Raw genomic sequence first — 26,029 nt, 5'->3', positions numbered from 1 at the left:
TCAAGATTCAAGGCGCCCTGTCTTTCATCCTGTCGCTGCTTCCACCGCCACGTAGCAAAGGAGACGGCTGTGCAAAACAAATCCATTCGCGCCACGGCATGGCCTGATCTGCGCGACCGCGTGCTGTACCTGCGTGTCGCCCAAAGCCCGGTTCGACTGGACGCCGCGGGGCTTGGGCTCGATCGCTGCCTGCCGGTCGGCTGGCAAGGATTGCTGGTGTTGCGCGATTCGCTGCAATTCACCGGCGGCGAGCTACACGTATTGCCGGTTTGCGCAGCGCCGCTGGTGAAGCTGCAGGCTTTTTTCGACATGAGCGATGCCTTCGCCAGCCAGAGAACGGAGGTTGCGCCGTGGGCGGTGTTGCCGTTGGAAGATGAGATCGTTGGATCCGGGGAACGACTCGAGCGCTGGTACATCGAGCAAGCGATGGGCGGTACCCCGGATTATCACGCAGTCGCCAACCTGCTGCGGCATCACGAGAGCTACGGGCTCGTGCGGTTTTTGTTGGAGCAGGGCACCCGCAGCGAAAAACTGCAGACCCTGGCGCAGCGTTATGGCGTATCGGTTTCGCATTTTCGCAGGCTTTGCCGTCAGGCCCTGGGCAGTGCGGCCAAGCCGGCCCTGCGTGGCTGGCGCACGGCCCAGGCGCTGTTGAACATGAGCCTTCAAGGCGGCTCGCTGACCGATGTGGCACTGGAGTTCGGTTTTGCCTCTTCTTCGCATTTCTCCAAGGAAGTCCGCGAATTGGTGGGCTTTGCCCCCAGCAATCTCGCCGACATCACCTGCCTTTCCGGTCATTGATCCGATGAGCCGCCGATGGATATTCCTGTCCCTTTTATCCGTCTGCTTGAGCACCGTGTCGCTGCTCGTACCCGTTGCCGCGCGGGCCGATGTCTATACCTTCGAAGCCCGTGAACAGAGCGCGCGCACCTTCTTCAGCGAACTGTCCGGGTCGTTGGGCAAGCCAGTCATTGTCAGCAAGGCCGCCGCCACCAAGCGGATTGGCGGTACGTTCGATCTACGCACGCCGCAACAGACTTTTGAACGCATCAGCGTGCAGATGGGGCTGATCTGGTATAGCGATGGCCAGGCGATTTACCTGTATGACGCTTCGGAAATCAAAAGCGCCATGGCCTCGTTGCAGACCTTGACCGTGGCCAAGCTGCTGGAATTTCTCAAGCAGTCCGGGCTGCATGATGCGCGCTATCCGCTACGCACTGATGGGTTGCGCACCTTTCACGTCTCCGGGCCGCCCATCTACGTCGACCTGGTGCTGCAAGCGGCGGGGTTGATGGACAACCAGCGCTCCGAACTGTTGCTCGGCAAGCAACAGATTGGCGTCATCCATGTGCGCAATACCTTCGTCAACGACCGTCAATATGAACTGCGCGACGATAAAGTGACCATTCCCGGGCTGGCCACGGTGATCGAGGCATTGTTGCGCGGCGAAAAGCACGAGGTCGAGCCGTCTGTGGCGCAAGCCCCCGAGCCGCGAGCGCGGGGAGCGATGCCGGTGTTTCCCCTGGAGGGCCTGGCGAACACATCCTCGGAACAAGATCCAACGGCGCCGCGCATCATTGCGCGCGAGGTGGCCGCCGGCAACATCCGCGTGGTGGCCTATCCGGACACCAACAGCCTGTTGGTCAAGGGCCTGCCGGAACAGGTGCGCTTTATCGAAAACCTGGTCAATGCCCTGGATACGCCGAAACGACATGTCGAGTTGTCGTTGTGGATCATCGATCTGCACAAGGATGAACTCAACCAGTTGGGCATCAACTGGCAAGGCGCCGTGAAGTCCGGGGGCACCTTCAGCGCATCGCTCAACGCCGGCTCGGCGACCACCCTCGATGGCGCATCGTTCGTGACCCAGGTCATGGCGATGGAGCGGACCCAGCGAGCGAATGTGGTTTCGCGCCCGGTCATCCTGACCCAGGAGAACGTGCCGGCGATCTTCGACAACAACCGCACGTTTTATGCCCCGCTGGTCGGCGAGCGCAGTGTCGACCTGCAACACGTGACCTACGGCACCCTGGTGAGCGTGCTGCCGCGTTTCGCCCAGGCGGACGAGATCGAGATGTCGCTCAATATAGAGGACGGCAGCGAAGTCGACTCGGGGCGGGGCGAGCGCCTGGGTGCGTTGCCGACGGTTGGCCGTACCCGCATCAGTACGGTGGCGCGGGTGCCCCAGGGCAAGAGCCTGCTGGTGGGCGGCTTCACCCGCGATGACCACGGCGAACAGATTGGACGCGTACCGGTGTTGGGTTCGATTCCGTGGATCGGACGCTTGTTCAGCTATCGCCAGAACCGTTCGGCCAACACGGTGCGGGTGTTCCTGATCCAGCCCAAGGAGATTCGCGACGGCTTTGAGCCCGCCACCGTCGAACACGGCGCGCAGTTGCTGAGCCCGGAGCAGTATGAGCGCCTGCGCCGCTCCTATTTTCGATTGTCAGAGCCATGATCCTGCCGCCGATCTCCCTGGGAGGGCGAGCGGCCCAGGCTCGCCTGAATGCCGAGAAGGCCGCCGAACATCCCCTGCCGCAAATGGAGGCCGAGACAGGGCTGGACGACAGCGCAACGGCGGCGGTGGCGCAGCGCCTCGTGCAGATCAGCGACGAGTTGTCAGCGGCGCTGACGCAATTTCGAGGCCGGCGCTTGTTCGAACAAAAGTCCGAGGGGCTGACCGACACCTTCGAACGCGTACTGGAGGACGATACCGTGCCCAAGGCACGGCAGGTGTTGAGCCTGGCGCGGATGGCGGACAAACCTGTCACCTGGCTGCTGCAAATGGCGCGACAACTGTTCCCCGATGACAGCGACCTGGCGCTGGTGCTGCGGGCGTTGTTGCGCCGAAGGACATTGGAAGCGCGCACACGGCAGCGGCTCGAAACACTCTTGCAGACGGTGATTGCCCAAGGCTCTCCCAAGCGCATGAACGCCGGGATCAACGCCGCGCTCAAGGCCAGGCTGTTCGGCAAGAGCATGGCGGTACGGGCCGGTCTGTTGCGTGAGACCTACCGGGATTTTCTCGAGTCCGACGACGGCCCGCTCAGTTGCTACCAGGACTGGATTGCCCTGTACGGCCCGGCACAGCGCATGAGCGTGCTGGCCTTCATCGAAGCCGCGCTGCTCACTGATATCAGCGCCCAGGACCCCAGTTGCTCGCGCACCGAGTTCGGCCAACTGCTGGGCCGGGTGACCGACCTCAAGCGCCTGCGCTCAGCCGATGAACTGTTTATCGGCGCGCTGCTCGGCGATGCACTCATCTGTCGGCACAACCCCGATGAGTCCGACTGGCTGGTGTTCCTGTTCGGCGTGTTGACCTATCCCGACGAACTCGACCAGCTGTTGCTCGGCGCGTTGGGGGAGGGTGTGCTGCTCAGTGCTCACCGTGAACGTTCGACAGTGCTGCAGACCCTGCGCCGGCTCAGCCTGCGATTACCGCCGCCGCTGTTTGCCGACGAAGAGGCGCCGTTGCGCCTGGCCACACAATTCACGCGCCTGGCGGACGTGGCCTATGCCCACGAGTGCATCGACCAGCGCCGCGCCGGCGGTCATCCATGATGTTGTCCCGGAGCCAGTCCTGAATGCTCAATGTATTTTTGCGCAACGTCGGCGCTCGCCCGGAACTGCTGATCCTGACCTTGATGGTGATGATCATCGCCATGCTGATCATCCCCCTGCCGACCGTGCTGGTGGATTTTCTCATCGGCCTGAACATCGTCATCTCGCTGTTGGTGTTCATGGGCTCGTTCTACATCGAGCGCATCCTCAGCTATTCGACGTTCCCGGCGTTGCTGCTGTTGACGACGTTGTTTCGCCTGGCGCTGTCGATCAGCACCAGCCGCTTGATTCTCAGCCAGGCCGATGCCGGCGAGATCATCGCGTCGTTCGGTGACTTCGTCATCGGCGAAAGCCTGGTGGTGGGCTTCGTGATTTTCTCCATCGTCACCATTGTCCAGTTCATCGTCATCACCAAAGGCTCGGAACGGGTCGCTGAGGTGGCGGCGCGCTTCTCCCTGGACGGTATGCCCGGCAAGCAGATGAGCATCGACGGTGACCTCAAGGCCGGCGCCATCGACGCGGCCCAGGCCCGGGAAAAACGCAGCGTGCTGGAGCGTGAAAGCCAGTTGTATGGCTCTTTCGACGGCGCGATGAAATTCATCAAGGGCGATGCCATCGCCGGCATCATCATTATTTTCGTCAACTTCATCGGCGGCATGGCCATCGGTGTCGGGCAGCTGGGCATGGACATGTCCACGGCCCTGTCGACCTACACCCTGTTGACCATCGGCGATGGCCTGGTAGCGCAGATCCCCGCGTTGCTGATCGCCATCGGCGCCGGTTTCATCGTCACCCGGGTCAACGGCGATGACAGCAACCTGGGGCGCAACATGCTCGCCCAGATGCTGGGCAACCCGTTCGTCCTCGGCGTCACCGCGTTGCTGGCGGTGGGCGTGGGCCTGTTGCCGGGGTTTCCGCTGTTGACCTTTCTCTCGATCGCTTGTGTGCTGGGGCTGGTGGTGTTTGTGCGCCACCGCCGATCCTCGCGCCCGGCCGGCTCGGGGGAAAGCCGTACCGCATCCGCCGAGCAGGACGCGTTGCCGAGCGATTCCGGGCTGCTGGAGGATGTCGACAACATTGCCACCGAAACCGTCGCCCTGATGCTGCTGGTGCCCTCTGCGCGCCTGCAAGCGCTGGAGAAGGACCGTTGGACGGCGCGCTTTCGCAGCCAGTTCTTCGTCGATTATGGACTGCGCATTCCCGAACCGCAGCTACGGGCCAGCGAGGCACTGCCGGTCCATCAAGTGGCGGTGCTGATCAATGAAGTGCGTGCCGAGCAGTTCGATATTCATTTCGAGCACTGGCGCCTGCTGGACTATTCCCCGGAACTGGAACCCTTGGGTTTTGCCCTGGTGCGCGGCAACGACAGCAATCGCCTGGGCGGCGTCTGGGTCACCGCAGCCGACCGCGAGCGAGTGCAGCAGTTGGGCTATCACCTGCGCGCGGCAGATGAAGAATGCTATCGCTGCCTGGTCACGTTGCTGGCGCGCAACATCCAGGAGTTTTTCGGTGTGCAGGAAACCAAGCAGTTGCTCGACGAAATGGAGGTGCGCTACCCCGACCTGCTCAAGGAAGTCTATCGCCACGTCACGGTGCAGAAGATCGCCGAAGTGCTGCAACGCCTGATTGGCGAGCGTATCTCCGTGCGCAACATGAAGCTCATCCTCGAATCCCTCGCCCATTGGGCCTCCCGGGAAAAGGACGTGCTGGCGCTGGTCGAGCACGTACGCGGCGCGATGGCCCGCTACATCAGCAACAAGTTTGCCCAGGGCAACGACCTGCGGGTGCTGTTGCTGTCGGCGGAGTTCGAAGACGTGGTACGCCGGGGCATCCGGCAAACCTCGGGCGGCAGTTTCCTCAACCTGGAACCGGCCGAGTCCGAAGAGCTGATGGACCGCCTCAGCGTCGGCCTGGACAGTGTGCACATCGCCCACAAGGACATGGTGCTGCTGTGTTCGGTGGATGTGCGGCGCTATATCAAGAAACTGATCGAGGGACGCTTCCGGGAGCTGGACGTGATGTCGTTCGGCGAAATCTCCGAGACGGTCTCGGTCAATGTCATCAAGACCCTGTGAGGTTGAAAATGCTACCGATGGATATCGCCGGGCGATGAACCTGCGACTGGAAAAGCAGGCCGCCCATCCCTTGCGTTTGAGCGGACCCTTGATCGAAGCGGCGCTGGACGGGGTGGTGATCGGCGAAGTCTGTGATGTGCGCCGGCATTGGCGTTTGCCCGAGGTCACGGCGCGGGCGCAGGTGATCGGTTTCAAACCCGGCGCGGTCCTGCTCAGTTTGCTGGGCGATGCAAAAGGCTTGTCCCGGGAATCGATGATCGTGCCCACGGGCGCGATCCTGCAGCTGACTTGTAGTGATGCCTTGCTCGGCAGTGTGGTGGATCCCCAGGGCACGGTTGTCGAGCGCCTGGCACCGTCGACGGCGGTGGCGCAACAGGACCGTCCAGTGGATGCCGACCCGCCGACGTACCAGCAACGGCGCCCGGTGGCGGAACCCTTGAGCACCGGCATTCGCGTGATCGACGGCTTGCTGACCTGCGGTGTCGGCCAGCGCATCGGCATTTTTGCCGCCGCCGGGTCCGGCAAGACCACCTTGATCAATATGCTGATCGAACACACGGACGCGGATGTGTTCGTGATTGGCCTGATTGGCGAACGCGGCCGTGAAGTGACTGAGTTCATCGAGCATTTGCGCCAATCACCCAAGTGCGCCCGGTGTGTGGTGGTGTACGCCACTTCGGATTTTTCCTCGGTGGACCGCTGCAACTCGGCGCTGCAAGCCACGGCCATCGCCGAGTATTTCCGCGACCAGGGAAAGCGTGTGGTGTTGCTGCTGGACTCGTTGACTCGCTATGCCCGCGCTCGCCGCGACCTGGCCTTGGCGGCCGGTGAAGCACCGGCGCGGCGCGGTTATCCGGCCTCGGTGTTCGATGCCTTGCCGCGCTTGCTGGAACGACCTGGCGTGACGGCGAGCGGCAGCATCACCGCCTGGTACACGGTGCTGTTGGAAAGTGACGATGAACCGGACCCGATTGCCGAGGAAATCCGCTCGATTCTCGACGGCCACGTCTACCTCAGTCGCGCCCTGGCGGCCAGAGGGCATTATCCGGCCATCGATGTGTTGCGCAGCGTTAGCCGCGTGGCGACGCAAGTCACTACGCCGCAGGTCCAGCAACTGGCAGCGTCGACCCGGGAAACCCTGGCGCGTCTTGAGCAACTGCAGGTCTTTCTCGACATGGGCGAGTACAGCCCGGGCGCGGACGCGGCCAATGACCACGCCATGCAGCGTCGCGAAGCCCTCAGTCAGTGGTTGCGCCAGCCAACGGGCGAGTGTTGCGCGCCGGACGAAACCTTGCGGAGCCTGCATGAAATCATTGCCTGACCAGCGGCGCCTGTTGGCCTTCAGTCAGTTCCGCCGGCAACGCGGCGAACAGGCCGTGCTGCGGGTCCAGCGCCAGTTGCAGCCGCTGCTTGCCGAGCGCGGTGGCTTCGAGGAACAGGAGGCCGCACTGCAACGCTTGTTGGCCAGTCATCGGGCCAATGACTGTGTGCTGGAGCACGGGCAGCTGTTGGCGCTGTTGCGCACCCAGGCGGTGATCCGGCGGCGGATCGATCTGCTGCGTGTCGAGCGCGACCGCTTGGAGCAGCAGTGCCGGCAGGTCGAGCAGCAGTTGCAGGAGCAGCATGAACACCTGCGCTTGCTCCAGCGCAAGCATGACAAGTACGTGCGTTCAGTCCAGCAATTGTTGCGTGCGCAACGGCTCGAGGCGGTGCGCCGGGAAGAACGGGAGTTGGAAGAGACGATTGGGGTTCGGCGATGAAAGAAATATCTGTGGTGCCTGCTCGACCGGTGCAAACCCTGGACCCCGTCGATGAAGGCCCAATCGACGAGCTGCAAGACCCGCTCGTCCCAGTGCAAGAGGATGAGCTGCCGCAAGGCGTGCTGGATCTTGTGGTTGCGCTGATTCGGCAGCGACAACCGACGATGGAGAACGCCCGGGCAGTGACGGGGCATTCGATGAACATGGCCCAGGCGGCGGTGGATGTCGATCACGATGAAGAACGATCGATTGTCCCGACAACGACGGACGTGGAACCTGATAGAGCACGACCGGCAGCCCGCAATGCGATGCCTTTTCCACACGCCGATCTGCTGTTCAATAAAGCGATGCAACAGGCGTTGCCCCAACGCCTGGAGCCGGGTGCTTCCACCCGCGATCACCTGGCGGCGCCGACATCCCCAGCGTCGGTCGAGCCGATGGCGCTCGATCCTTTCACCGCTGCCGATGCGCGCTCGATATCGGGCTTCGATGAGCCATTGCTCCAAGCGCCGCAGAGCCTTCACAGCATGCGCCATGCGCCTGCGGTTGCCCCTGTATCGATCCCGCCAGCGGCGACATCGGTAGCGCTGCCAACGCCCGAGGTCATGGTCGAGCCCTTGTCGGGTGCCGACCGGGGCTTGCTGCAAGTGCCTTTCAACAGAGGGGCGGCCAGCGGCCAAGTGACGATCAGTCGGTTGCCCGAGGAACCCACTCGGCAACTGACGCTCAGCCCCAGCAATGCCCAGGTGTTCGAGCAACTCAAGGCGCCTTTCGAACTGGCCCGGGAACCTGCCTGGCGGTTGGCTGATAGTGGTGGCGAGCAGCAGCGCCAGGGTTCACAGCAGCAGCCGGATGAAGATCAGGATGAACAGTCCGGGTTTGAAGCGTGAGCGCATTGCGGCTCCGTCGGATCGATTCTGTCGCCCATGCCCGCGCGCAGGCGATTCAACGCTGGCGGCGCACCGGTCGGGACGCGGGCTCGGGCAAGGTGCCGGTGCGCTCCGGCTACCTGGGTTTTTGCGCAGCGGCTGATGGCGCGGATTGGCGCGGGCTGATCCTCGCCCGCGACTGGCTGCATCACACGCTCCCGACCTTGCAATCGTTGCTGGTGCTCGAATGCCCGTTGCCGAGCATCGTCGAACTGTTCCAGGCGGTGCCACGGCCCTTGTTGCTGGAGGTGGAGGAGTTGCGTTACCGCACGCTGACGGACGTCGAATGCGTGGCCCCGACGCGATTGCCCACGCACGACTTGCCGTGGCTCGACACACCGCGAGGGCGCGTGTGGTTGACCCAATTGCCGCCCCGCACCGCCGTGCGTGCTCCGTTGGGTGCTGACTCATGGCTGAGGGACTTGCCGGTGCGCCTGGCGCTGATGCTCGGCGTCAGCCACCTGAGTCTTGCCAGTCGGATGCGCCTGGGTGAAGGCGATGTGCTGCGCATCACCCAGCGGGCTCAACGCTGTTTTCTGGCGGATCGCTGCCTTGGCGTTTTTACCTTTAGCGAAGAGGGTTTACACATGCAATCGACCGTGGCCGATGCCCATCCGGAGAACACGCCCGAACCTGACGTGGACATCGATTTCAGTGCGCTCCCGGTACGCCTGGAGTTCCTGCTCGCGACCCACGACACCGACCTGGCGACGTTGTCGCACATCATCGCCGGGCAACTGATCCCGTTGGCTGAGAACGCCGTGCGACACATCGAGGTTCGCGCCAACGGCAAGCCGATTGCCCTGGGAGAGTTGGTGCAGCTGGACGACCAGTTGGGCGTCGAGCTGCTGAAGGTCTATCGGAACGACGGCGATGAATGACGTCTCGCTGATCGCGCTGCTGGCATTCGCTTCGCTGTTGCCGTTCCTGGTGGCGGCGGGCACCTGCTACCTCAAGTTCTCCATCGTCTTCGTCATCGTGCGCAACGCCTTGGGCCTGCAACAAGTGCCGTCGAACATGGCGCTCAATGCGATTGCGCTGATGCTGGCTATTTTCGTCATGACGCCGGTCATGAAACAGGGCCATGACTACTACAAGCGCGAGGCGGTGGCCTTCACCGACATCGAGTCGGTGGTGAATTTCGCCGAGAACGGCCTGGGCAGCTACAAGGACTACCTGCGCAAGTACACCGACCCGGAGCTGGCGCTGTTTTTCGAACGGGCCCAGGTGGTCCAGGATGAAACCGACGCCGACTGGCCCGCCGATGAAGAACTGGCGCCGTCGTTGTTTTCGCTGCTGCCGGCCTATGCCCTGAGCGAAATCAAGAGCGCCTTCAGGATCGGTTTCTACCTGTACCTGCCCTTTGTGATCGTCGACCTGGTGATCTCCAGCATCCTGCTGGCGCTGGGCATGATGATGATGAGCCCGGTGATCATTTCGGTGCCGATCAAACTGGTGCTGTTCGTCGCCCTCGACGGCTGGGCACTGCTGTCCACCGGGCTGGTCAAGCAATACCTGACTTTGCTGGCATAGGCCCACGCCCATGAATGAACTGGTCTATGCCGGTAACAAGACCCTGTACCTGATCCTGCTGATGGTGGCCTGGCCGATCATTGTCGCCACCGTGGTCGGCCTGGTGGTCGGCTTGGTCCAGACTGTGACCCAGTTGCAGGAGCAGACACTGCCATTCGGCTTCAAGCTGGTGGCGGTCGCCGCGTGCCTGTTTTTGCTCTCGGGCTGGTACGGCGAAACCCTGCTGGATTTCAGTCGTGAAGTCATTCGCCTGGCGTTGGGTTAGGCGATGTCGGTGACGTTGTTCTTCGAGCTGTACGCCTGGTTCGCTGCGGCGCTGTTGGGGGTGGCGCGCCTGGCGCCGATTTTCTTCATGTTGCCGTTTCTCAACAGCGGTGTGCTGACCGGCGTGGCGCGCCAAGCGGTGATCGTCTTGGTCGCGCTGGGGTTCTGGCGCTACGTTGGCGTGCCCGCGCCGGCCCTCGACAGCGTGGCCTTTCTTGGCCTGGTGTTGCGCGAGGCGGGTATCGGCGTGTTGCTGGGGGTGCTGCTGTGTTGGCCGTTCTGGGTGCTGCACGCCATGGGCAACCTGATCGACAACCAGCGCGGGGCCATGCTCAGCAGCACGGTGGACCCGGCCAACGGTGTCGATACCTCGGAGTTGGCGAATTTTCTCCAGCTGTTTGCGGCGGCGGTGTACCTCGAAGGTGGCGGCATGTTGCTGATGCTCGAAACCGTCGGTCACAGTTATCGCATTTGCACGCCGGCGAACGACTGCCAGATACACCTGCCGGCCCTCTATGGTTTGCTCGATGGGTTGGTGAGCAAGACCCTGGTGATCAGCGCACCGGTGGTCGCCACCTTACTGGTCAGCGAAGCGTTGCTCGGTTTGCTCTCGCGGTATGCGCCGCAGATGAACGCCTTCTCGGTGTCGCTGACGGTCAAGAGCCTGGTGGCGCTGGTGGTGTTGATGTTGTATTTCGGCGTGCATCTGCCGGATGAAGTCTTGCGCATGGGCACAACGTCCAATGGGTTGGCCCGCTATCTGGGTGGCGGGGAGGGCGGGCATGTCGTCCAGCGCCTCGAAGACTGAAAAACCCACCGCCAAGCGTCTCCGGGATGCCGCGCGCAAAGGCCAGACGTTCAAGGCAAAGGACCTGGTCATCACCTGCCTGACCTTGTGCGGCATCAGCTACATGGTTTTCAACAGCTCGCTGGGCGAGATCATGGAGGTTTACCGGCGCATCATCGCCAGCGACTTTGACGCGGACCTGCAAGCCTACTCGGCCATGCTGGTGCAGGTCGGCCTCAAGGCATTGCTGCCGTTGTTGTTGGTGTGCGTGCTGACCAGTGCCTTGCCGGCCCTGCTGCAAAGCGGTTTTGCCCTGGCCAGCGAAGCATTGAAGCTGAACCTCGGTGCGTTGAACCCGATCAATGGCTTCAAGAAACTGTTCAGCCTGCGCACCGTCAAGGACACCTTCAAGGCGCTGTTGTACCTGGGCAGTTTCGCCATGGCGCTGTGGCTCGTCTGGGTCACCCAGCGGCAATTGCTATTCGCCCAACTGTTCGCCCAGGCGCCGGACCTGTTCGCGATCTGGGGACACTTGTTGCTGGTGCTGGTGCTGGCATTCCTGGCCTGTATCCTGCTGATCGTCGTGCTCGATGCCCTCAGCGAATACTGGTTGTTCATGAAAGACCAGATGATGGACAAGGATTCGGTCAAGCGCGAACACAAGGAGCAGGACGGCAACCCGCAGATCAAGGGCCGCCGCCGTGACCTGCACATGGAGCTGCTGTCGGAGCAGGTCAAGTCCGATGTGCGCAGCTCACGCATGATCATCGCCAACCCAACCCACATTGCCATCGGCGTGTATTTCCGCCCGGAAATCACCCTGCTGCCGTTCATCTCCCTGATGGAAACCAACCAGCGCGCACTGGCCGTACGGGCGTATGCCAAGGAGGTCGGGGTGCCGGTGATCAACGACGTCGCACTGGCCCGGCGGATTTTCAAGACCCACCAGCGCTACAGCTTTCTGCAGGTGCAGGAGATCGAGGAAGTGCTGCGGTTGTTGATCTGGCTTGAACAGGTTGAACAGGCGTGAGGCCCAGCCCAACCCTGGTGGCAAGGAGGGGCTGTGGGAGCAAGGCTTGCCCGCGATGCAGGCGCCTCGTTTCCCCTGAGACCGCGCGGTCCTCATCGCGGGCAAGCCTTGCTCCCACAGAAATCCCCTAGCCACAAAAGCATTCTCGCCAGGCAGGAGGTTCTTGCGCGTTTCAACAACGGCATGAGCGCAATTTGGCAGCGGGCCTCCCGACGTTTTGGCTCAATGGCACCGGTCAGCGACGCTGACTTTTTTTCAGGGAGTGTGGCTGATGAGTCGCGACAACAAACAAGACGAGCAGGTGGCCCTGGACGTCGTCGACGCGATGCTCGGTGGGGCGGCGTTGAAAGATGTGCAAGGCCTCAGTGACGAGCACATGGACAGTCTCTATGCCTTCGCTTTCCAGTTCTACGAACAAGGGCGACTGGACGATGCCGAGAAGTTCTTTCACTTCCTGTGCATCTACGACTTCTACAACAGCCATTACTGGATGGGACTGGCTGCGGTGCACCAGCTCAAGCAAAACCACCAGAAGGCCATCGACCTGTATGCCATCGCTTTTGCCCAAGGCAAGAACGATTACCGACCGATGTTGTACACCGGCCAATGCCATCTGGCCCTGGGCAGGATCGGCAAGGCCCGGTTGTGTTTCGAATACGTGCTTGAGCAAGCCACGCAAGACGATCTGCGAGAGCAGGCCAAGGTGTATCTCGACACCTTGGCCCACATGGAACAGCAATGTTCGGAGGACTGAACATGAGTGAAATCAGAAGCACCCCAAGCCCCGCATTCCAGGGGGGGATGAGTCGCAGCGAAGCCTTTGAAAAATATGGTGCGGCGGCCAGCAAGGCCGTCAGGACCGCCGATTTTCAGGCGGCCGGCAAGCAAGCCCTGGCGGACCTGATGTCGGTGAAATACGAAGGTCAGAATGGCCCGTCCGTCGCCGCTACTGGCCGGCCCGTGCTGCATGCGCCAGCGCTGCGCGCCGATGGCAACAAACAGGAAACCAACGGTGATCTGTTCACGCTGTTGATGGCGATGATCAGTGAGCTGATCGGTGAGGTCGACGTCAAGAAACTGAGCAACCGCTTGGCGATGTTGCAGAGCATGGCCGGTGCCAAGCAGCAGGGCTATGCCAACCTCTCGGCTGAATACGCCGCAGCCGTCCAGGCCTTGGAGGCTGCCGAGGGCCAGGTCGGCAGCAGCCAGGGACACCTAGAACAGTTGCGTGAACGAGTCCAGCAGGTCCAGGGCCTGCTGGAAGACAGCGAAGCGCGCCTGGCGCAGTTGGACCCTGATTCGCCGGAGTACGCCCAGGAGCTGGCCCGTCGCGATCAGCTCAAAGGCGAACTGGCGAGCCATACCCAAGCCTTCAATGTGGCAGTCGACGCTCATCTGAAGCTGATCGAGATCGCCAATGCCTTTGCCAAAACCCTGAGCGGGGTGGTCGCGAAGGTGCTGGTGGTGTCCGGCACCAGCGGCCCCGCCCTCAAGGACACCGATGAAAAAGCCCTCAGCAGCAGTGCCCTGGCGTTGCTCAATCGCTTGAAGATCATCGAACTGCTCGGCGAGGCGGCGCAGAACAAAGAGGAACTCAGCCAGGAGTTGTTCCAAGCGTTGCAGGTCAAGCTTCAGGAACACATGAAGCGGGAGTCGGATAAATACCTGGAAGAAGTCCGCAAGGCCGAGGCATTGCAGAAAACCATGGGCTGCATCGGCAAGATCGTCGGGGCGATCTTGAGCGCGGCAACCATTGTTGCCGGGGTGTTGACCGCCAACCCGGTGCTGATTGTGGTGGGTGTGATTGGCGCGGGGGTGATGATTGCCGATGCGGTGGTCGAGGAAAAAACCGGCAAGTCGTTCATGGCCGAAGCGATGAAACCGCTGACCTTCGTCATGCAGGAAGCCATCAAGCGGTTCTCCGAGATGTACACCCAAATGCTGATAGACCTGGGCGTTGATGAAGACAAGGCCAAGGAAATCGGGCAGATCGCCGGCATGATCCAGGGCGTCGTTTCGACGCTGGCCGCCGTCGCGCTGGTGGTCATGGTCGGGGCGCAGGTGATCGGGCCGATGATCAGCGCCGTCGCCTCGAAACTGGCATCGGTGGCCGCCCAGGCCGCGCCTGTCGCGATGCAAGCCATGAAGCAGATGGCAACGTCGGTGGGCAACTCGCTGACCCAGATACTCACGCAGTTGCGCGGGTTCATCACCAACGGCGCCGATGCGGTATCGCTGGCCCGTTATGCCGCCAACCTGGAGATCGCCCAGGCCGTCACCGAGTTCGGCAATGTCGCGGTACAAGGCGGGCTGCAAATCAAAAGCGGCCAACACCAGGCCCAGGCTGCCGTGCACCTGGCCAATGTGCGGGTACGCATGGCAATCAGCGAGGAAATCAGCGCCTACCTGACTCAGGTGGTCGAGCACTACGGTCAGGCGATGCACGAACGAACCCGCCAGATCGAGCAGCTATTTGCCGACATGCAACGCAGCCATTCCGTCAGCCTGCAAATGGTTCGGCATGTTTGAAATCACCTACAACAGGTATCCATGATGACCACTATTCACGCTCCAATCAGAATCGCCCCCGTTGTCATTGACCACGATCTGACCAATGACGCGAGGTTGAGCGAGTCAGTCGCTCAAGAGCAGCTTTCAAAGGATCTCAAAGCCAAGTCCCTTTTGGACTCTCGGATTTCCGACAGCAGCCTCGCCAGGCAAGTACTCAAGAACGGCGACTTCATAGCGCCCTCGGCTGTGGAACTGGAGCGTGAAATCAACGGCTACCAGCCCACTGAATCAGACTGGCAGGACTGTCTTTCAGCCTCGATGATGCTCAGCGATGAAGTACGCAACGACCTGATATTCGACCCCGGTGCATGGGAGAAACACGCCAACGTGTTGGTGGCTGCGATCATCGCGCTGAACATCGCCCGAGTGGCCAACGCGCAACTGCGCGGGCATTTCAGCGTCATGGCCTCCGATGCGGCCAAGGCCCAAGGCGCGGCGATTGTCGAGTCCGGCAAGGCGGCGATGTACAGCGCCATCACTGGGGCAATCGTGTCCGGAGCCATTTCCGGATTCGCCCTGCTCAAGACTTTCCAGGGCCAGAAGTTGAGGCATGCGGACATCGACTTGCACAAGCGCAACGCCATGGACGCTCGCGATATCGAACGCGACCTCAAGCTTGAGCGCAACCGTACCGAGTGGAATCCGCAGACCACCTACAAGATCAAGACCGTGGATGACTTCGGTCGCCCGACGACGGTCGATTTCAAACCCAAGGCTTCGTCCCTGTCATCCCAGGATCAAGCCTGGTTAGACAAGCAAATCCTCAACGCGCAAAAGGTCAGTGAGACCTCTGATTGGTTGAGCCAGATGGGCAGCAAGGGGATCGACAAGAAACTGGAAATCGGCCGCGCGCTCAGCGCCATGTCGATGAGCTTGAGTCAGGTGGTGGCGAGCATGGTGCGCCTGACCGAGCACGCCGCCCGGGAAAAAGAAGTGCTGCAGCAAAGTGCGCAGAACAGCCAGAAGAGCCTGAGCGATGAAGTCGGCCAGAAAGACGCGGCCGATGCGGCGCTCTTGCAAAAACTGATGGACATGGTGATGCAGCTTTTTCAAGGGCGCAGCGATGTCATTCGCGCCCTGACGGCTTGAGGAGAAGAGCCCCATGGAGATCGCGCCATTTACTCGTCCCCCTATCGTATTGCTGCCGAACGTGGAGACCATCACTGATACTGCACCGCCTCTCGAGGTACCCGTTGAAGTTCAAACGGTCAGTTCCCTGACCCATCTGCTGGACCGGTCCATGAACGCCATGAATCGTGGCCTCGGCCAAATGCTCAAGTGCCCGTCAATCACCGCCAAGCAGGTGGACGGCATGACCAGCGAGGCGACAGCGCAGCCGTTCATCGCGGAGTTTGTCGAACAGATCCACGCCAAGCGTGACCGAGCGCAAATGTTGGCCATGCAGCTGCGCCAGTGCTGTGCCGTGATGACCCACAGTCTGAAAGCCGGGCTGTTGGACGAAAGCCAACTCCAGCAGGTCGATGACGAACACAACCAAATCCTCCACGCCCTCGAACGACATTTGGAAGAGCACAAGCCCCTTGAGATCGCAGAGGCCTTGGATGCAACGATAAATTCATCGAATGACTTCTTCGAAAAACTCCTTGAACTGATCGACCTGATCAAGAACGGCTACCTCGCCGGTTACGAACATATCATCTCGGCCTATACGGACTTCTTCGCCGCCTTCAATGCCCGAATCACCGCGATGATGAAAAATTGGGTCGAAGGGGCGAACGACGGTAAAGATGTCAGGTTGAACGCGGGTGCACTGCACGCTGCGTTGACGCAACTGATCGCCGATTACAGCCATCCGAACCCGGCCTCCATTCTGTTTCCGAAACCGGGCGAAGAAGCCAGCGAGGAAGAAGCAGACAAATGGCGTCAAGCACTGGGCTTGCCTGCTAATTGCCTTAAACCAAACGGCGACGGTACTTGGTGCGTGGTCATCGATACCGGGCCGCTGACGTTAATGAAAAAAGACCTGCCCTCCAGCGGCACGGTGACCTGGGATACCGCCAAATACAACCAATGGCAAACCGGCTTCAACGCCCAGGAGGAACGCTTGAAAAACATGCTGCAGTCGTTGACGCAGAAGTACTCGAATGCCAATTCGTATCATGACAATTTCAATAAGACCTTGTCGGCGCATTTGAATCAGTTTGCGGATATGTTGAGGGCGATGTTGAATTTCTAGGATTAGCGACAGCGACGATATTGAGTCTGGCTTGGCGTGTACATGTTCCACGTCCGCCAGATTTCTTAGGAAAGAAAAAATGTCAGAAAATCCAATTGATCGGTTTGAAAGTATCCACGCGATCATCAAGTCGTTGGTGGTGGGTATGCCCCTTCGTGGTCGGGTCATTGGCGGTGGTTCGCGGTTGGTCGAAGACCTTTCTATCGATTCCATGAGTCTGGTCGAGCTTGTTTTGGAGCTGAATAACGCTTTCGGTATTGAGTTGTCCGAAGCTGAAGTGGAGGAATGGAGGACGATGCAGGATGTCGTCGATTCGGTGCGCAGGCACATGGAGAGTAGCCCTTGATGGGTACCTGTTCGGGTGGGCAGCGCTCTTTTAAGTGCATCGCTGTGTTTATTCGCCCATCCCGGTCTGGTTAAGTGTTCTAGCTTGATTTTATTGAGTTCCTTCCTACGGTTCTCGTCTCTGTTTCCTACGTTAATAGCATTCAGTACCCTACGGAATCCTCCTACGCATCTTCCTATAGTCACGAAGCTCGTCATCCCGAGCCTGTCACACCACAGGCTCAATCGCGCTTCAGTAACTTTCTATAGAGAAATCCCTGAGTATGGACAGTGCAACTGATCAACCGCCGGTGAAGTCATTCGTTTTTGACCACTGGCTATTGCAAAGCGATGGAACGCTGATGCGAGATGGACAAGGAGTTCATGTTCCTCCCAAAGAGCTGCACGTGCTGCGCCTGTTGTTGACGTCGGCGGGTACGGTCGTGAGTAAGGATTATCTGCTTGATCATGTCTGGCCAAGGATGGATGCGGCGGAGGAGTCGTTGACCCGGTGTATCTATGCCTTGCGCAAGTTGTTCAAGGAGAACAAGGGCTACATTGCGACGGTTTACGGCCAGGGTTATAGGTTTACCGGTTCCGTGGTCGAGCTCGACGTGCCGAGCCAGGCGAGGGTGATGGCGCCTTCGCTGGCGGTCTTGCCTTTTCGCAATCTGGACGAGATCGCGGCGCTGGATCTGCAGGATCTGATGATCCGCCAACTGACCGCGGCGTTCGGTGAGGCGCTGCATGTCATTCCCTCGGGGCTGATCGCGGCCTGCGGGGCGTCGGGCGATGTGCGCTCGTTGGCCGGGCGGTTGTCGGCGGATTATTGCTTGAACGGTCGTTTTATCGGTGCGGGCGGGTTGCAACACTGGTCGATCGAGTTGATTCGTGGACGCGACCAGGCGCTGCTGCATGGACAGACGTTGGATGCCTGGGATCCGGGGGAGGCGCTGGGCGCGTTGACATGTCTGGTGGCGCAGCGCGTACCCGGGTTGCGTCCGGTGGGTGAGCGCTGTGGATCTTATGCGGTGGCGGTGGCGTATCTCAATGGCTTGTGCAGTGTGCAGCAGCACACGGCGCAAAGCCTGCGCGATGCTCTTGTGCTGTTCAGGCAGTGTTTGAAACTCGATGCCGGCTACGCGCCGCCCTGGTGCGGTTTGGCGGATGTGTGGCTGGGGCAGGCGATGATGGGCCTGGGCGACCCGGAGCGCGCCATCGAAGAGGCGCATTCGGCGGTTTCCAATGCATTGGCGCTGGACCCCGGCAGCATCCCGGCATTGACGCGCCTGGCGTTGCTCACCAGTTTGCGCGGCTGCGAGCAGGCGGCCCAGGTGTTGTTCCGCCGCTGCCTGTTGTCGGCCGATCAGGCCGACGTGCTGTACTTTCATGCCTGGCATCACTGGTTCTGGCGGCGCAACGAGCAGGCGGCGGACATGATCGACCAATGCCTGGAGCATGATCCGGGTTGTGTACGGGCGCAGATCATGCGGGTGCGTATTCACGAACAACTGACGTGGATCCGCGAGCGGCGCCTGGCATGAGGCGGCGCAGGAGCAAATGGTTGTGCTGGCCGGTGTGTTTGGGCCTGGGGCTTGGAATGGCCCAGGCGCATGCCTGGTGCTGGAGCAGGGCGGGGCAGTTGCATGCCATCGAACCGGAACTGCTGCAAGCGATTGCCGATGTCGAATCCGGGCAGCGGCCAGATGCGATCAACCACAACCGCAATGGCACCCGCGATATCGGGTTGATGCAGATCAACAGCATTCATCTGCCTCGATTGCGTGCCCGAGGCATTACCGAGCAACGCCTGCTGGATGAGCCGTGCCTGTCGGTGGAGGTCGGTGCGTCGGTGCTGGCCGAGTTTATCGCCCGTCATGGCTACAACTGGACGGCGGTCGGTGCCTACAACGCTGGTAACTCACCCCATCGGCAAGCCGCGCGGCTTCGCTACGCGCGCAAAGTCTGGCAACGTTATCGAGTGCTCACCCAGGCTCGACAATCGGCGCGATGAGCGGGCTGGCGCAGGATTCTGATCCTTTGCCCCAGGCAATCGGCAGAATTCGATCAGGAATCCTGCCGCCGGCCTTTCTACCCTGAGTGCTCATTCGACTGCCCTGGAGTTTGGACGGTGACAGTCCCGACGGCCCCCACCCTAAAGCCCTGCGTCCTGCGGATCCTCAATGGTCCGTTGCAGGGCTGCGAATTTGCGCTAGGCCCAGGCACCAGCTTGTTCGTGGTCGATGCGGTGGAGGTGCTCGGGGATGGCGCACGTTCGGCCAGCGTTCCGGCGGATGCGATCTTCGTTCCCCTGGAACAAGGTGGATGCAATTTTGAGGTGCTGGCCGATCAGGCCACGCCGGACGGCCTGCCGCTGCGGCTGCTCGGCGATTCAGTGGAAGTGCGTCACTGTGCCTTTCAAGCCCGGATGCAGATTGGCGGCCTGCACATCGCCTTGCGTCCTGATGACCAGCCTTGGGCGCCGGAGCTTCTCGGCCATGGGCCCGGCGCTTCAGCCAAGCCAACCCATTTCATGAAGGGACGTGTCGCGTTGACGCGATGGATCGCTGGCGGTCTGGCGCTGGTGGCGCTGTTCGTTGCGATTGGCTTTTGGTCAACGCCGGGGCCCGCGCCGGAAACCGATATCCGTGCGCTGATCAATGGCGCCAGTGCCCAGGTTCAGGTGTTGCGCGGTCGTGATCAGTCGGTCTACGTCTTGGTGTCTTCCGAGCGTGATGCCGGTTGGAGTCGCCAGGTGTTGACCCGCCACAACAACCTGGACGGCCAGGTGCTGATGATCGACCAGGAGCGTCGCCGGCTGGAGCAGGTGCTGGTCGACCACGATCCGCAACTGGCCTGGCATTTCCTGGACCTCAAGGACCCGTCGGTGCCGCGACTGCTGCTCAGCACCCAACGCAATTTGCTGACGCCCGGCAAGCAAGCCCAACTGCTCGATACGTTGCTCGCGGCAGCACCTTATGCCCGCGACGTCGTGGTGCAGATGCAGGATGACAGGCTGCTCGCCGATCTCGCCCAGGGCGGTTTGCAGCGTCTTTCGCTGGCCTTCAGCCGGGTCGAACACCAGGACAGCGTAACGTTTGCCGTCGAGGGCAACCTGCAGGATGCCGAGCTGGCCGCCGCTCGCCAGTACGTCGACGATTTTTACCGGCAGTGGGGTGATCGCTATGTGCATTTCGCTGTCGAGCTCAAGGACGACGCGCTCAAGGGCAAGTCGTTTCAAACCGGCCCCCAGGGCTATGTCAAGACGAGTCCTTCGTCCTGGTTTTTTTCAAACAAGCAGAGCAGGTGACGTATGGCTGGTATCCCGATCGTGTTTCCCGAATTTCCCGATGACTTTCTCGGAGAGCAGGCCGCTGCGTTCGAGCGCGGCGCTCAGAGCCTCAAAGAGGCCCTGGATAAAGCCCTCGATGAGCTCAAAATCGATGCGTCGGACCCTGGAAAGCTCGCCGCCTACCAGACCGCATTTTCGTCCTACACGGTATTCCGAAATGCCCAGACCAACACGGTCAAGGGCTTCAAGGATATCGACATGGCGATCATCCAGGCGGCTCGCTGACGCTTGCTCTTTCGGCTGGCCATTGCTCGTGACAATGGCCATTTTCATGAGTGCCTCGTATGTCCATCCAAACTATTTCCCCGTCGCTTATCGCGCGTTCAGCCTTCGTTGAATTGCGCGGCCCGCAGGAAGGCCCAATCGTTTCCCTGGAATCGCGCTTGATCGAAGCGTTTGCCGGTTCCGCCGTCGACAGTGCGCAAGACGTTTCGGCGATCAATCAACTGCTACAGCGCCCGGACATCACCGACCCTGAAGTGTTGACCCAGTTGCAGGAGTTGACCGGGCAATACAACGTCGACATCAACTTGCTCAACGTGCTGGTGCGCAAAGCGGTGGGCACGGCAGAAACTCTGTTGCGTGCGTCATGACATTGAGGCCTGGCCTGTTGTGGCTGCTGTTGTGCCTGGCGCTGGCGGGGTGTCGCCAGCCGAGCCTGCTGGAAGGGCTGGATCAGCAGCAGGCCAACGAAGTGCTTTCGGTGCTGCAACGCAACAACATCGCGGCAGTGAAAGTCGACGGCGGCAAAGCCGGCTACGCGGTGAAAATCGATCAGCTGGATTTTTCCGCCGCGGTCGATCTGCTCAACCTCTATTCCTTGCCGTCCCGGCCGCGCCTGCAAGTCGCCGAGATGTTCCCGTCCGACTCCCTGGTGGCTTCACCCCGCGCGGAAAAGGCCCGCTTGTATTCGGCATTGGAGCAGCGCATCGAACAGTCCTTGGGGGTACTCGAAGGCGTGGTTTCCGCACGGGTGCATGTCAGTTACGACCTCGACGCCGGCGAGGGTGGACGCAAGCCGGCGCCTATCCATCTTTCGGCGTTGGTGCTGCATGAGCGCGATATCGAAGCGCAATTGCTGATCACTGACATCAAGCGTTTCCTCAAGAACAGTTTTGCGGCGGTGGAGTACGAGAACATCTCGGTGGTGCTGTCCAAGCGTTCGCCGACCCAGCATGTCGCGCCGTCGCTGGCCGTACCGCAGGGACCGTCGCGCTGGCCTTGGTTGTTCGCCGTGATCGGCGGCGTGCTGCTGGCTGGCGGCGCAGCCTGGGTTTTCCATCAGTCAAACGCAGGGCGGCGCGATGTCGGACACTGAGGGGTTACAGCAGATCCTCGCCGAGCCGCTGGCTTATCTGCACCCTCGACGTCTAGTGATACCGGCGGGATTCGAGGATGCCGCGGCCCGAAGGCTGCTCAATCGCATCGTGCTCGAGGGGCTGGAGTTGCAAGGGCCATGGCCGTCTGTGCCACTGACCGGCGTGGCGAAACAATGGGTGCGTCATTGGCGACAACTGCCCTACATCGCCTCGCTGATGGGCGCCTGTCGCTTGCGGTCCGAACTGGCGCGCGGCGCAGCGCTGTTGGACTTGCCAGAGACGGTTCGCCGGTTCGCTCGCTTCAACCTGGGGGCTCGGGAGCGCCTGCCGATCGAATCTTCGCCGGTTTCGCTGGAGCAGGTACAAGCGGCCGGCCTCAACGCGTTGTGGAGCTGGCACGGGGTCGTCCCGTCCCCATTGCTCGAACGCCTGGACCTGCAATTCTGCGAGCCGGTCGTTCACCTGCACCGGCAATGGCCCGTCACGAAACCTGATCCAACCCTATTCTTTTTGGCGGTGCAGCATGCTCGACTCCATCCGAACCCTGACTGATGTGCCCGTTGGCGAAGACGTGCACCTGGCCCGCGAAGACATCGCCGCCGCCCGTCGCCGTCAGGCCTTGCAGCGCGAGGCCCGGCGCCGGGCACGGGAATGTGTCGAACAGGCCCAGCGTGAGGCCGAGGCCGTGCAGGCGCAGGCGTTTCAACAGGGCTACGCCGAGGGCGTCCTGCGGGCGAGCGGGCATCTGGCCGAGGCTTTGCTTAAGACGCAAACCCTGGCACAGCAATTGCGCAACGGTCTGGCCCAGGCCGCCGGTGACCTGCTCGCCCAAGCCTTGAGTCGCCCCGAGTGGCTGGACGAAATACTGGAGCGTTGGCTGGCCGAGCAAACGAGCGACTCGGGCGCGGTCTTGCACCTGTTAGTGCCACTGCACTGTCGTCCGCGCGGCCAAGCGCTGCGTGAGAGCGTGGGCAGGCAATGGGCTGGCGAACTGATCCTGGAGTATCACCCGCAAGACCGCTATGTGCTGCGGCTGGCGGATCAACTGCTGGAGTTCGATGTCGAGGCGACCCGGGAACGGCTGGCGCCGCGGTTGTTGGCAAGCCTGGCCAACCTGCCGGAGACGGTGCGTTTGCTGGATCAGGCATCGAGACAGGCGCTGGTGGACCTGTGCGCCAGCTTCACCGATTCCACGCCCGCCGGCCTGGCCGAGGTTCGCCATGAAGATTGAGCCCACGACAACTCCCAGCGTTCTGGATCGCGACGCGAATTCGTCGGTAGAACCGTTGGAATCACGGCTACTGGCTGCCCGTGAGCAAGTGCCTGAGAGCAAACGTCCGGATCCTGAGTTCGAGCACTTGTATCAATTGCTGCTAGTCATGGAAGGGCAGGGGGAGAAAGCGATCCATGAATTTTTACGCACGCTGCGGGGGGCGGATGGCGCCACGGCGGCGTACCCCACGGCCCAGGCGTTGCTGGCGATCACGCTACAGGTTTTGGTTCGCTTGAAGAATGACGGGCTGGAAAAGTCCCAGCTCTATAAAGAGGTCAGCGGTGCCAATGGCCTGGCGTTCGCGATGGATCTGTTTACCAAAAACTTCATGCGCGATGTGTTCCAACCGATGGGGGATGAGGCGTGGGAGAAGAGTGAGTGGTGAAAAACACTTGAAAATTTGACTGTTCGTATGACTACAAGGAGAAATGACCATGCATATTACAGAAGGGACCGGCATACCCGCTGCTGCTTGGGGCGACGTTGCTTCAGTTTCAAATATCTCGACAGGGTCTTTAGCGAAGCTTGACCCTGCAGCGTTGGACATTACAGGGTTTCAACCGAGCCAGTTGGGATCACCCAGGCAACTCAAAGCGGCTTTTGAACATATCAGTCGCGCAACGGAGTATCCCTCTCCGGAGTGCGATCTGGGAGAACATGATCTAGGCGCGAAAATTGAAATTGAACGCTTTATCGAATCAGGTGAAATGCCTGCTGAGCCTGAACGTAACGGAGTTTTTAACTTAATCGACGGAGGGAACGCCACGGGCGCCGAAAGCCGTGTAGATCGATTGAAAGCTATGCTCGAGGCTGGCATGGAACTGCTCGAAGCCACCAAGGGGCCAGGGCTCAACCTGCTGAATATCGCTGGACACACGGGGATGATCATTGCACTGGCCACCTGTTTGCGCCAGTACGTTGGCTATCTCGTCGAGAACGCTATGCGTGAAGGTGACGCCCCCGAGGCTTCTCGGGCGTGGGCGGCGGTTGCGCTGGCGATGATCGGGCCCGGGTTGACGCTGATGGGGGCCATCCGCAGGGAGTTCTCAGGGGAGGCGAGCTGGAAGTCGCGGATGGGGTGTGCATGCCTGGCGATCGCTGTGATGGGAGCCACGCTCGGAGCCGTTCTCACGGGAGCGGCGTCAAAGCTCTTCCCTGCAATGACCGGCTCAGTGGTCTACATCACGGCCAGGGCCGTGGCTCAATCCTTCTTCCCTTTGAAAGACAATGCAGGTTCCGCGAACGAAGCGGCAACAGGGGTTACAGCTGCGGCTTATGGCGCAGGCCAATTTGCGCTGGCGGAACTGGGCAAGGCCATGCCATTGAGTGGTCCTGCCAGGGCCGCCGAGGGGCTTGGTTACGATTTCGGGGCGGATGCTATTCAAGCCGGGCTGAATGCTCTCGGAATGGTAGCCGATGTGGCTACCTTGATTGCCTGCAAAAGTTGGCATGTGCTATCGCCCCAGCGAGGACTGGATTCGGTCTTTTCTGATCCGGAGTTACAACAAATGGCCCTGGAGGTGCGCGTTGGTGTTCAGTGGCCCACCCGCACTCAATTGGCCGATGCATTTGTGAATGTTGCGGGGGCACGGCTCTCGTTTGGGCACGCTGTCAGCTTGTTCGTAGGTGCGGTAACGGCCTTGTTGGGTGACGAGATGGGTGAGGATACCCAAGGCCATGTTCTCAATGGTTGTTTCGCCGTGATGGTTGCGCTTCTTTACTTTCCACTCATCTTTGCCAACCTAAAGCAAACCAACAACACTTATGCTCTGCAGGAAACGACCACGTCTTGATCCAACCCCAAGAGTGGGCAACCATCGGTTGCTCGCTCCCATCCCTCCACCCCGGCTATAATCCGCGCCTCATTTCTCCGATCGAGTCAAACCCACCCATGTACACCCTGGCCCGTGAGCTGCTGTTCAAACTTTCCCCGGAAACCTCCCACGATCTGTCCCTGGACCTGATCGGCGCGGGCGGACGTTTGGGCCTCAACGGTTTGCTGTGCAAGGCGCCGGCGAAGTTACCGGTGACGGTCATGGGCCTGGAGTTTCCCAACCCGGTCGGGTTGGCGGCGGGCCTGGACAAGAATGGCGCGGCCATCGACGGGTTCGCCCAGCTGGGTTTCGGTTTTGTGGAGATCGGTACCGTTACCCCGCGTCCACAGCCCGGCAACCCCAAGCCACGGCTTTTCCGCCTGCCGCAAGCCGAGGCGATCATCAACCGCATGGGCTTCAACAACCTGGGCGTCGACCATTTGCTGGCCCGCGTAGCGGCGGCCAAGTACAAAGGCGTGCTGGGCATCAACATCGGCAAGAATTTCGACACCCCGGTGGAGCGTGCCGTCGACGACTATCTGATCTGCCTGGACAAGGTCTACGCCCATGCCAGCTATGTGACGGTCAACGTCAGCTCGCCGAACACTCCGGGCCTGCGCAGCCTGCAATTCGGTGATTCCCTCAAGCAACTGCTGGCCGACCTGGCCCAGCGTCGCGCGGAACTGGCATTGACCCACGGCCGGCATGTGCCACTGGCGATCAAGATCGCCCCGGACATGACCGACGAAGAGACCATTCAGGTGGCCCAGGCCCTGATCGAGACCGGCATGGACGCGGTGATCGCCACCAACACGACCCTGGGGCGCGAAGGTGTCGAAGGGCTGGAACACGGTGACGAGGCGGGTGGCTTGTCCGGTGCGCCGGTGCGTGACAAGAGCACCCACACCGTGAAAGTGCTGGCTGATGAGTTGGCAGGGCGTTTGCCGATCATTGCGGCGGGAGGCATCACCGAGGGCCGGCATGCCGCCGAGAAAATCACCGCCGGGGCGAGCCTGGTGCAGATTTATTCGGGTTTTATCTACAAAGGGCCGGCGCTGATTCGTGAATCAGTGGATGCGATTGCGGCGTTGCGTTGATTCAGGCGCGCTCGGCTCTATTGTGGCGAGCAGGTTTTTTTGTGGGAGCAAAGCTTGCTCGCGATACGGGCACCTCGGTTCCAGATAGACCGTGTCGTCTTCATCGCGGGCAAGCCTTGCTCCCACAGAAGGTGGGGCTCGCC

The 26,029-nt window shown here is 61.0% G+C and carries 28 protein-coding genes; all 28 read left to right on the top strand.

Annotated features, from left to right (window positions below; all coding sequences use genetic code 11):
* Positions 1–69 precede the first annotated feature (69 nt).
* Positions 70–801 carry a helix-turn-helix domain-containing protein gene (locus GN234_RS09280; RefSeq protein ID WP_176688338.1) on the top strand — a complete coding sequence of 244 codons (732 nt, stop codon included), beginning with the start codon at positions 70–72 and terminating at the stop codon, positions 799–801.
* 4 nt (positions 802–805) lie between these two features.
* On the top strand, positions 806–2,458 hold the full coding sequence (sctC, locus tag GN234_RS09275) for a type III secretion system outer membrane ring subunit SctC (protein WP_176688337.1): 1,653 nt from the start codon (positions 806–808) through the stop codon (positions 2,456–2,458).
* The gene (gene sctW / locus GN234_RS09270) at positions 2,455–3,561 is read left to right on the top strand and encodes a type III secretion system gatekeeper subunit SctW (protein ID WP_176688336.1); all 1,107 of its coding nucleotides are present in this window, start codon (positions 2,455–2,457) and stop codon (positions 3,559–3,561) included. The genes sctC and sctW overlap by 4 nt, the downstream gene beginning before the upstream one ends.
* A 23-nt stretch (positions 3,562–3,584) precedes the next feature.
* Complete coding sequence (locus GN234_RS09265) at positions 3,585–5,636, top strand: EscV/YscV/HrcV family type III secretion system export apparatus protein (RefSeq protein WP_116831820.1); 2,052 nt, start codon at positions 3,585–3,587, stop codon at positions 5,634–5,636.
* A 34-nt stretch (positions 5,637–5,670) separates the two neighbouring features.
* A complete protein-coding gene (gene sctN / locus GN234_RS09260) occupies positions 5,671–6,957 on the top strand; it encodes a type III secretion system ATPase SctN (protein WP_176688335.1) in 1,287 nt (428 codons plus the stop codon).
* A complete protein-coding gene (locus GN234_RS09255; protein WP_176688334.1) occupies positions 6,941–7,396 on the top strand; it encodes a type III secretion protein in 456 nt (151 codons plus the stop codon). The genes sctN and GN234_RS09255 overlap by 17 nt, the downstream gene beginning before the upstream one ends.
* Positions 7,393–8,286, top strand: a complete 894-nt coding sequence (locus GN234_RS09250; protein ID WP_176688333.1) for a SpaN/EivJ family type III secretion system needle length determinant — start codon at positions 7,393–7,395, stop codon at positions 8,284–8,286. The genes GN234_RS09255 and GN234_RS09250 overlap by 4 nt, the downstream gene beginning before the upstream one ends.
* Complete coding sequence (locus GN234_RS09245) at positions 8,283–9,206, top strand: FliM/FliN family flagellar motor switch protein (RefSeq protein WP_176688332.1); 924 nt, start codon at positions 8,283–8,285, stop codon at positions 9,204–9,206. Before GN234_RS09250 ends, GN234_RS09245 begins: the two co-directional genes overlap by 4 nt.
* Entirely contained in the window at positions 9,199–9,858 is a 660-nt protein-coding gene (locus GN234_RS09240) for an EscR/YscR/HrcR family type III secretion system export apparatus protein (protein ID WP_109751522.1), read from the top strand. The genes GN234_RS09245 and GN234_RS09240 overlap by 8 nt, the downstream gene beginning before the upstream one ends.
* A 10-nt stretch (positions 9,859–9,868) precedes the next feature.
* Positions 9,869–10,123, top strand: a complete 255-nt coding sequence (locus GN234_RS09235) for an EscS/YscS/HrcS family type III secretion system export apparatus protein (RefSeq protein ID WP_116831825.1) — start codon at positions 9,869–9,871, stop codon at positions 10,121–10,123.
* A gap of 3 nt (positions 10,124–10,126) precedes the next feature.
* Entirely contained in the window at positions 10,127–10,930 is an 804-nt protein-coding gene (gene sctT / locus GN234_RS09230) for a type III secretion system export apparatus subunit SctT (RefSeq protein WP_116831826.1), read from the top strand.
* Positions 10,905–11,939, top strand: coding sequence for an EscU/YscU/HrcU family type III secretion system export apparatus switch protein (locus GN234_RS09225; RefSeq protein ID WP_163854713.1), 1,035 nt, complete (start codon positions 10,905–10,907; stop codon positions 11,937–11,939). Before sctT ends, GN234_RS09225 begins: the two co-directional genes overlap by 26 nt.
* 271 nt (positions 11,940–12,210) lie before the next feature.
* Entirely contained in the window at positions 12,211–12,693 is a 483-nt protein-coding gene (gene sicA, locus GN234_RS09220; protein WP_116831828.1) for a type III secretion system translocator chaperone SicA, read from the top strand.
* A gap of 2 nt (positions 12,694–12,695) precedes the next feature.
* The gene (sctE, locus tag GN234_RS09215; protein WP_116834198.1) at positions 12,696–14,468 is read left to right on the top strand and encodes a type III secretion system translocon subunit SctE; all 1,773 of its coding nucleotides are present in this window, start codon (positions 12,696–12,698) and stop codon (positions 14,466–14,468) included.
* 24 nt (positions 14,469–14,492) lie between these two features.
* Entirely contained in the window at positions 14,493–15,599 is a 1,107-nt protein-coding gene (locus GN234_RS09210) for an IpaC/SipC family type III secretion system effector (RefSeq protein WP_176688331.1), read from the top strand.
* A 13-nt stretch (positions 15,600–15,612) separates the two neighbouring features.
* On the top strand, positions 15,613–16,707 hold the full coding sequence (locus GN234_RS09205; RefSeq protein WP_176688330.1) for an IpaD/SipD/SspD family type III secretion system needle tip protein: 1,095 nt from the start codon (positions 15,613–15,615) through the stop codon (positions 16,705–16,707).
* A gap of 79 nt (positions 16,708–16,786) precedes the next feature.
* Positions 16,787–17,053, top strand: coding sequence for a phosphopantetheine-binding protein (locus GN234_RS09200; protein ID WP_109751529.1), 267 nt, complete (start codon positions 16,787–16,789; stop codon positions 17,051–17,053).
* A 385-nt stretch (positions 17,054–17,438) separates the two neighbouring features.
* Positions 17,439–18,575 carry a winged helix-turn-helix domain-containing protein gene (locus GN234_RS09195; RefSeq protein WP_232200390.1) on the top strand — a complete coding sequence of 379 codons (1,137 nt, stop codon included), beginning with the start codon at positions 17,439–17,441 and terminating at the stop codon, positions 18,573–18,575.
* The gene (locus GN234_RS09190; RefSeq protein WP_283246450.1) at positions 18,572–19,045 is read left to right on the top strand and encodes a transglycosylase SLT domain-containing protein; all 474 of its coding nucleotides are present in this window, start codon (positions 18,572–18,574) and stop codon (positions 19,043–19,045) included. Before GN234_RS09195 ends, GN234_RS09190 begins: the two co-directional genes overlap by 4 nt.
* Before the next feature lie 117 nt (positions 19,046–19,162).
* Positions 19,163–20,341 (top strand): PrgH/EprH family type III secretion apparatus protein, encoded by a 1,179-nt coding sequence (locus GN234_RS09185; RefSeq protein ID WP_176688327.1) that lies wholly within the window; start codon positions 19,163–19,165, stop codon positions 20,339–20,341.
* 3 nt (positions 20,342–20,344) lie between these two features.
* On the top strand, positions 20,345–20,608 hold the full coding sequence (gene sctF / locus GN234_RS09180) for a type III secretion system needle filament subunit SctF (protein ID WP_176688326.1): 264 nt from the start codon (positions 20,345–20,347) through the stop codon (positions 20,606–20,608).
* A gap of 59 nt (positions 20,609–20,667) precedes the next feature.
* The gene (sctI, locus tag GN234_RS09175) at positions 20,668–20,976 is read left to right on the top strand and encodes a type III secretion system inner rod subunit SctI (protein WP_176688325.1); all 309 of its coding nucleotides are present in this window, start codon (positions 20,668–20,670) and stop codon (positions 20,974–20,976) included.
* 2 nt (positions 20,977–20,978) lie between these two features.
* Positions 20,979–21,701: an EscJ/YscJ/HrcJ family type III secretion inner membrane ring protein gene (locus GN234_RS09170; protein ID WP_176689576.1), complete on the top strand. Its 723-nt coding sequence runs from the start codon at positions 20,979–20,981 to the stop codon at positions 21,699–21,701.
* Positions 21,688–22,254: a secretion system protein gene (locus tag GN234_RS09165; protein ID WP_176688324.1), complete on the top strand. Its 567-nt coding sequence runs from the start codon at positions 21,688–21,690 to the stop codon at positions 22,252–22,254. The genes GN234_RS09170 and GN234_RS09165 overlap by 14 nt, the downstream gene beginning before the upstream one ends.
* Positions 22,226–22,933: an oxygen-regulated invasion protein OrgB gene (locus tag GN234_RS09160; protein ID WP_176688323.1), complete on the top strand. Its 708-nt coding sequence runs from the start codon at positions 22,226–22,228 to the stop codon at positions 22,931–22,933. The genes GN234_RS09165 and GN234_RS09160 overlap by 29 nt, the downstream gene beginning before the upstream one ends.
* A complete protein-coding gene (locus GN234_RS09155; protein WP_176688322.1) occupies positions 22,923–23,360 on the top strand; it encodes a hypothetical protein in 438 nt (145 codons plus the stop codon). Before GN234_RS09160 ends, GN234_RS09155 begins: the two co-directional genes overlap by 11 nt.
* Before the next feature lie 49 nt (positions 23,361–23,409).
* Entirely contained in the window at positions 23,410–24,768 is a 1,359-nt protein-coding gene (locus tag GN234_RS09150; protein ID WP_176688321.1) for a hypothetical protein, read from the top strand.
* A 98-nt stretch (positions 24,769–24,866) separates the two neighbouring features.
* Positions 24,867–25,886, top strand: coding sequence for a quinone-dependent dihydroorotate dehydrogenase (locus GN234_RS09145; RefSeq protein ID WP_176688320.1), 1,020 nt, complete (start codon positions 24,867–24,869; stop codon positions 25,884–25,886).
* Positions 25,887–26,029: the final 143 nt, after the last annotated feature.

The organism is Pseudomonas bijieensis, assembly GCF_013347965.1.
GTDB lineage: Bacteria > Pseudomonadota > Gammaproteobacteria > Pseudomonadales > Pseudomonadaceae > Aquipseudomonas > Aquipseudomonas bijieensis.
The sequence above is the reverse complement of the archived record's forward strand: the minus strand, read 5'-3'. Positions and strand labels throughout refer to the sequence as shown.

Excerpts from the sequence above, each read along its gene's own strand:
- sctC (WP_176688337.1), top strand. The coding sequence starts at position 806 with ATGAGCCGCCGATGGATATTCCTGTCCCTTTTATCCGTCTGCTTGAGC.
- sctW (WP_176688336.1), top strand. The coding sequence starts at position 2,455 with ATGATCCTGCCGCCGATCTCCCTGGGAGGGCGAGCGGCCCAGGCTCGC.
- GN234_RS09265 (WP_116831820.1), top strand. The coding sequence starts at position 3,585 with ATGCTCAATGTATTTTTGCGCAACGTCGGCGCTCGCCCGGAACTGCTG.
- sctN (WP_176688335.1), top strand. The coding sequence starts at position 5,671 with ATGAACCTGCGACTGGAAAAGCAGGCCGCCCATCCCTTGCGTTTGAGC.
- GN234_RS09255 (WP_176688334.1), top strand. The coding sequence starts at position 6,941 with ATGAAATCATTGCCTGACCAGCGGCGCCTGTTGGCCTTCAGTCAGTTC.
- GN234_RS09250 (WP_176688333.1), top strand. The coding sequence starts at position 7,393 with ATGAAAGAAATATCTGTGGTGCCTGCTCGACCGGTGCAAACCCTGGAC.
- GN234_RS09240 (WP_109751522.1), top strand. The coding sequence starts at position 9,199 with ATGAATGACGTCTCGCTGATCGCGCTGCTGGCATTCGCTTCGCTGTTG.
- GN234_RS09235 (WP_116831825.1), top strand. The coding sequence starts at position 9,869 with ATGAATGAACTGGTCTATGCCGGTAACAAGACCCTGTACCTGATCCTG.
- sctT (WP_116831826.1), top strand. The coding sequence starts at position 10,127 with ATGTCGGTGACGTTGTTCTTCGAGCTGTACGCCTGGTTCGCTGCGGCG.
- GN234_RS09225 (WP_163854713.1), top strand. The coding sequence starts at position 10,905 with ATGTCGTCCAGCGCCTCGAAGACTGAAAAACCCACCGCCAAGCGTCTC.
- sicA (WP_116831828.1), top strand. The coding sequence starts at position 12,211 with ATGAGTCGCGACAACAAACAAGACGAGCAGGTGGCCCTGGACGTCGTC.
- sctE (WP_116834198.1), top strand. The coding sequence starts at position 12,696 with ATGAGTGAAATCAGAAGCACCCCAAGCCCCGCATTCCAGGGGGGGATG.
- GN234_RS09210 (WP_176688331.1), top strand. The coding sequence starts at position 14,493 with ATGACCACTATTCACGCTCCAATCAGAATCGCCCCCGTTGTCATTGAC.
- GN234_RS09205 (WP_176688330.1), top strand. The coding sequence starts at position 15,613 with ATGGAGATCGCGCCATTTACTCGTCCCCCTATCGTATTGCTGCCGAAC.
- GN234_RS09200 (WP_109751529.1), top strand. The coding sequence starts at position 16,787 with ATGTCAGAAAATCCAATTGATCGGTTTGAAAGTATCCACGCGATCATC.
- GN234_RS09190 (WP_283246450.1), top strand. The coding sequence starts at position 18,572 with ATGAGGCGGCGCAGGAGCAAATGGTTGTGCTGGCCGGTGTGTTTGGGC.
- sctF (WP_176688326.1), top strand. The coding sequence starts at position 20,345 with ATGGCTGGTATCCCGATCGTGTTTCCCGAATTTCCCGATGACTTTCTC.
- sctI (WP_176688325.1), top strand. The coding sequence starts at position 20,668 with ATGTCCATCCAAACTATTTCCCCGTCGCTTATCGCGCGTTCAGCCTTC.
- GN234_RS09165 (WP_176688324.1), top strand. The coding sequence starts at position 21,688 with ATGTCGGACACTGAGGGGTTACAGCAGATCCTCGCCGAGCCGCTGGCT.
- GN234_RS09160 (WP_176688323.1), top strand. The coding sequence starts at position 22,226 with ATGCTCGACTCCATCCGAACCCTGACTGATGTGCCCGTTGGCGAAGAC.
- GN234_RS09155 (WP_176688322.1), top strand. The coding sequence starts at position 22,923 with ATGAAGATTGAGCCCACGACAACTCCCAGCGTTCTGGATCGCGACGCG.
- GN234_RS09150 (WP_176688321.1), top strand. The coding sequence starts at position 23,410 with ATGCATATTACAGAAGGGACCGGCATACCCGCTGCTGCTTGGGGCGAC.
- GN234_RS09145 (WP_176688320.1), top strand. The coding sequence starts at position 24,867 with ATGTACACCCTGGCCCGTGAGCTGCTGTTCAAACTTTCCCCGGAAACC.